The following is a 4,386-nucleotide window of genomic DNA, read 5'->3' on the forward strand; positions in this document are numbered from 1 at the left end:
CTTTTCGCAGCCCGCCGGTTTTCTGGATGAGATCGCCTTTGTCCGGCGACTCAATCAGCGTCTTTTGCAGCTCCCTGAGCTCTTCATCCGTGGCGATCTGTTTTATCTGACGGGTAAACATCGGGGTCTCGATAAATTCAATCGTGTGACTCACGGTTGTCTCCTGTATTTAACGGAGTACATAGTACACTTAATTCTGATTCCGGAAAAGAGGTCACATCGAGGGGCCATAGTACCGGGTCGGCTTTTTCTGCGGCTCCGGCTGTTGCTCGCGCAGCTTTTCCGCACGGGCGCGGTCATGCTGCGCAATCAGCGCATCAAGCGGCTGACGTTCCTGCTCAAGCTCTCGACCTGCGCGCGCAAGCTCTCTACCTGACTGCTCAAGCGCTGACACACCCTGTCGCTGTGCGTCAGCGCCTGTGAGGTAGCCTCGAACATGTGCTGCAAACTGCTGTAGCTGTCCTGCCACGCCTCCTGCTGTTGCTCGTAGCTTGCCTGTAAGCTCTCTAAGGCGCTCAGAAGCTGTTTTTCCATCTCGGTCATGGTTTTGCTCATCCTCGGTGTTAAAACCGCTCAGACGCGATTCAGGGCGTTCTGATGAGGTTATTTCGCCGTGTATTTCACCACGGTATTCCCGGCCTGCGAGGTGTAGGTTTCCACGCCGTGCGCCTGCTTCGGCAGCACCGCCAGGTAGGTGTTCCGGTTCTTTTCGTCGCTGTAAATCGTCACGCCCGCGCCGCTTTTCGCTTTCAGGCTCGCCAGCAGCTGACTGTAGCTGTCCATTTCGCTCAGGCGTGAGGTGATGATCGTGCCTTGAAACCAAATTATCCCGCCCAGGATGCCAATCAGCAGGGCGAAGCAGATGAATATCCACGCCATCGCCGTTGAGACTGACGTTCTGAGCATGCCCGTCAACCTGCCGTTCTGCTCGCGGATAGCGTTGCTGATGCTCTGCGAGCTTGATTGCAGTTCCGCGCTGATAGACTTCTCCAGCCTCGCGAACTCGCTCTTCACGCTCTGCTCGGTATCCTGCGCCTGCTGCTTCGATTTCTCCTCGAAGCCCTTCGCCAAATTTAAAATCTCGCTCATAAATCATTCCTTTCAGCCGGATATTTCTGCCGCCGTCCGGATCGGCAATGCTGATGCTGCTTTTCGTTTCCCGCGCCACGGTCAGGCCGTAGCTTTCCAGCTGCGTCACCACGTCCTGCCGGCTGCGGATCACGCCCTGCTGCATCAGGTTCATCAGGCCGGCGGTGATTTTCTCTGCCGCCTGCTGTTTGTCGCGGGGCAGATCACTGGCCTGCGTAAGCGGGCGGCGGTAGGTCGGGTCATTCGGGTCGCGTAGCCCCAGCCGGTCGTTGGTCAGGGTCTGCCAGGCGTTGACGCGGGGACGGTCGGCGCGGTCGAAATAGGGTTGCAGACGTTTCCCGCTCTGTAATTCGATGTTCGGGATCACGAAGTTCAGCTCGAGGCGGCCTTTGTCCTGATGCTCAACCCACAGACAGGCGTACTGGTCTTTGTCGAGACCGGTCATCAGTGTCTGTTCCCATTCGTCCATAAGACGCGCCTTTTCAGGCTCGGCAATGTCGGCTTCCTGAAAGGACAGCACGCCGGAGGTGTAGGCACGGGCAAAGTCACAGCCGTCAATCAGTTCGCGGGTGCGTTCGGCGTCTCCCCGCAACACGCGGGCGTCACTGCGCTGGCGATCTTTGCCCAGCAGGTAATCAACGGGGCCACTGCCCGAACCGGCACCCCGTGAGTGAATTTTAACGATCACGGTGCTGCTCCAGCAGTTCACCGAGATTGCGGTCGAGGCTGTTTAACACCGCCAGCAGGGACACACGCTCAGTGGGATTCAGTCCGTCGAGCTGGTTAAGACGGCGGGCGATCTGGTTCAGGTTGTTGCCAATCCCGCTGACCTGTCGCAGCAGTTCGGGCGCCACATCGGGCAGACGGCGCTTTCTGGCGGTGTGTTCTCCCAGACCGAGCTGACGCAGCCATTCGGCCAGATGGGTTCGGTCACACCGGTCGATCAGACGCTGATGCTCTGAGTCAGTCAGGCGGATTTTGATCTCTCTCGTGCGCTTTTCCATTCTTACTCCGCTGAGAAATATTCGCACCCAAAGTGCGAAAGTTTCTCAGTGGATGCCCGGGGTTTCGGGGGGCGGCGAGCCCCCTGAACCAGTCACAGACGGCACCTCGTAGAGGGGACGCTGTGTGTACTGGCTTAAAGAGTAATGCAGTATGTCAGATTCTGTGCTGGCTGCAAAAAAAAAAGCCCCGCTTATACGGGGCTGTTATCTGATATAGGTTGTTTTGTCCCAAACTACGAAAACAGTCAGGCTGGATTATAAAATGGATATATGTCTTCACTGAGGGTTTTACTGATAGTGACCGTGCGCTCGTGGAAAAATTTCAGCAGTGTATCTAGTACTTCGTTTGATAGAATTTGTTGATGGATGGGATTAACCTTCAATCCGCAAAGGTCCCCAATGACTTGATTAAGAAACCAATAACCCGACATGTTCCCTTGAGAAAACCAGCGGGTGTTATCAGATAATCTTTCCAGCATACTTTGATCATCTGTTGAATCTAGGTAGTGCTTTACAAAACCAATAACTTTAACTCTTACAGCGTCTGATTTTCTCCCATGTTCCTTAAGATAAGTAGCATTGAGAAAAAGCCCAGCGGCTAAAAATACAACACCTTCGCCATCAACGATGGTTACGCCATTAGCTTCAACTATGGCTACAACCTTCTTTGCAACACCTAGAATCTTATCGCTAACGTATAAGTCGACTTGATTGCTGCTAATTTTTTTTCTAAAAAAACCAAACATTATAACCCTCTAAAATCTCTATACCATTTAGAACGACTGATTCCTAAATTAAGCCAAGGGCTTCCGACAATCTTTGGCCTTCCCCCTCCTCGACTTTTCATTCCTCTTTTCGATTGAATTTCAGATGAGTGAGTATCTGCAACATATTGCAAAAAATTAGCTTCAGAGAAGTTTTTGTATGTCCATTTAGCAATGCTCTTAGCTATTCCACTAACTTCATTTTCATCCAGAGGGGCAGAAAATTGCAGGTTGTAAGCTCTGGCCCGCTCATAGCAGGCTTGCAGCCATTGCTCATACTGCGGCCAGCCCTGACGGATAGCGCGGTAAGCCCACTTGCGTGTTTTATCGAAAAGAGTGCAGTTACGGCCTAAGCCGTAATCGGCAACGATTTCTTTATCGTTCGCGGCGTTCAGGTCGAGCGAGTCGGCCAGCCAGTCCAGCGTGTAGAGTTCCGGCTGCCAGACGGCAATTTTCCAGTGACCATGGTTCGGGTTCTTGCAAATTAACCCCGAATATCCCGTGTCAGCATCCAGTTTTTTACGTAGCGCGTTCTCTACGGCAGCGGCGTACTTCAGCGGCTTCATTTTTCCATCTGGTGCAGTGCGTATCGAGGTTTTCAGCGCATAGAGCAGGTGAGCATGACCATTTTCGGGGTTGGTGATGGTCAGCGTAGGCGCGGGCGCATTGCGATCGCTCCAGTCGATGGCGGCACCGATACGGTCAACGTCAAAACCGAGCCAGAACATGGCGTGAGGCTGGTTGAACTGGATGTATTTCGCCAGAATCGCGCGCTCCTTACCGGCAATGCGTACACCAAAGTGCAGATCGTCCGAAAAGTACGGCTTGTGCGGTAAGCGTTCGTTGAAAAGTTGGAGTGCAGCGTTATTCAAAGCGCCCTGCACTTATGGCGGGCTGTTGTCTGGCACGTTTCATGTGCTAATATCCTTTCAAGGTTTCGTACCTGGCCCTGGTTATCATGCGGATCCGCCAAGATTTGAGCATGATGCCGGGGCTTTGTTTTTTCTGTTGCCGTTAAATTACACGCGAACGGCCTCGCCTGTCGAATCCTTCTGTCACAACGGCTTAGTGCGCCGCCAGCTCCTGGAAGAATTTCGGGTTCGCCTGGATGGTTGCCAGCACCTTCGCCGCCAGTCCGGTCGGATTACGGCGTCCGGTTTCCCAGCTTTTTATGGTGTCGAGGCTGGTTCCCAGCACTTTCGCCATCTCACTCTGTGAAACGTTCAGTTGTGCCCTGATAGCCTTCACGTCTGCCAGCTCGTAACGGGTGACGCGGGCAGGCTCTCTGACGCCGTTTTTGATTTCAACGGCTTCTTCCAGCGATGCTTTCAGCTCGTCAAAAAAACTCATGTCACACCTCGTCTTTCAGTTGTTGGGTCAGCGTCTTCAGCGCGGCTTTCTCCGCGTCCGTCAGGCTGTCTTTGGTGCTTTTCGGGTAGGCCATCACCAGATAAATCACCTCGGCGGTGGCCAGAAAATAAATCACCCTCGCGCTGCCGCTTTTTCCCTGGTTGCCCGTCGCCATTCTG

Annotated in this window: 7 protein-coding genes and 2 pseudogenes; all 9 read right to left on the bottom strand. The window is 53.5% G+C overall.

Features of this window, described 5'->3' with window-relative positions:
* A pseudogene (locus tag FDW88_RS22675) lies at positions 1–154 on the bottom strand (addiction module toxin RelE); the annotation flags it as partial.
* A 155-nt stretch (positions 155–309) separates the two neighbouring features.
* The gene (locus FDW88_RS12750; RefSeq protein ID WP_306303658.1) at positions 310–555 is read right to left on the bottom strand and encodes an MbeD family mobilization/exclusion protein; all 246 of its coding nucleotides are present in this window, start codon (positions 553–555) and stop codon (positions 310–312) included.
* 48 nt (positions 556–603) lie between these two features.
* The gene (locus tag FDW88_RS12755; RefSeq protein WP_137362684.1) at positions 604–1,089 is read right to left on the bottom strand and encodes an MbeB family mobilization protein; all 486 of its coding nucleotides are present in this window, start codon (positions 1,087–1,089) and stop codon (positions 604–606) included.
* Positions 1,090–1,459: 370 nt separating this feature from the next.
* Positions 1,460–1,798: pseudogene (locus FDW88_RS22805) on the bottom strand (relaxase); the annotation flags it as partial.
* Positions 1,767–2,093, bottom strand: a complete 327-nt coding sequence (gene mobC / locus FDW88_RS12765; RefSeq protein ID WP_001715145.1) for a plasmid mobilization relaxosome protein MobC — start codon at positions 2,091–2,093, stop codon at positions 1,767–1,769. The pseudogene FDW88_RS22805 and the gene mobC, both read right to left, overlap by 32 nt.
* Before the next feature lie 245 nt (positions 2,094–2,338).
* Positions 2,339–2,839, bottom strand: coding sequence for a hypothetical protein (locus tag FDW88_RS12770; protein WP_001715146.1), 501 nt, complete (start codon positions 2,837–2,839; stop codon positions 2,339–2,341).
* Positions 2,839–3,729, bottom strand: a complete 891-nt coding sequence (locus tag FDW88_RS12775) for a replication initiation protein (protein WP_079967944.1) — start codon at positions 3,727–3,729, stop codon at positions 2,839–2,841. The genes FDW88_RS12770 and FDW88_RS12775 overlap by 1 nt, the downstream gene beginning before the upstream one ends.
* A gap of 193 nt (positions 3,730–3,922) precedes the next feature.
* Positions 3,923–4,207 carry a NadS family protein gene (nadS, locus tag FDW88_RS12780; protein WP_001697687.1) on the bottom strand — a complete coding sequence of 95 codons (285 nt, stop codon included), beginning with the start codon at positions 4,205–4,207 and terminating at the stop codon, positions 3,923–3,925.
* 1 nt (position 4,208) lies between these two features.
* On the bottom strand, positions 4,209–4,386 hold a 178-nt coding region (locus tag FDW88_RS12785; protein WP_249354883.1), incomplete at its 5' end, for a type II toxin-antitoxin system RelE/ParE family toxin.

The organism is Citrobacter sp. wls829 (assembly GCF_005280825.1).
Classification (GTDB): domain Bacteria; phylum Pseudomonadota; class Gammaproteobacteria; order Enterobacterales; family Enterobacteriaceae; genus Citrobacter; species Citrobacter gillenii.

Coding starts and splice junctions, on each gene's coding strand:
- FDW88_RS12750 (WP_306303658.1), bottom strand. CDS start 555: ATGAGCAAAACCATGACCGAGATGGAAAAACAGCTTCTGAGCGCCTTA.
- FDW88_RS12755 (WP_137362684.1), bottom strand. CDS start 1,089: ATGAGCGAGATTTTAAATTTGGCGAAGGGCTTCGAGGAGAAATCGAAG.
- mobC (WP_001715145.1), bottom strand. CDS start 2,093: ATGGAAAAGCGCACGAGAGAGATCAAAATCCGCCTGACTGACTCAGAG.
- FDW88_RS12770 (WP_001715146.1), bottom strand. CDS start 2,839: ATGTTTGGTTTTTTTAGAAAAAAAATTAGCAGCAATCAAGTCGACTTA.
- nadS (WP_001697687.1), bottom strand. CDS start 4,207: ATGAGTTTTTTTGACGAGCTGAAAGCATCGCTGGAAGAAGCCGTTGAA.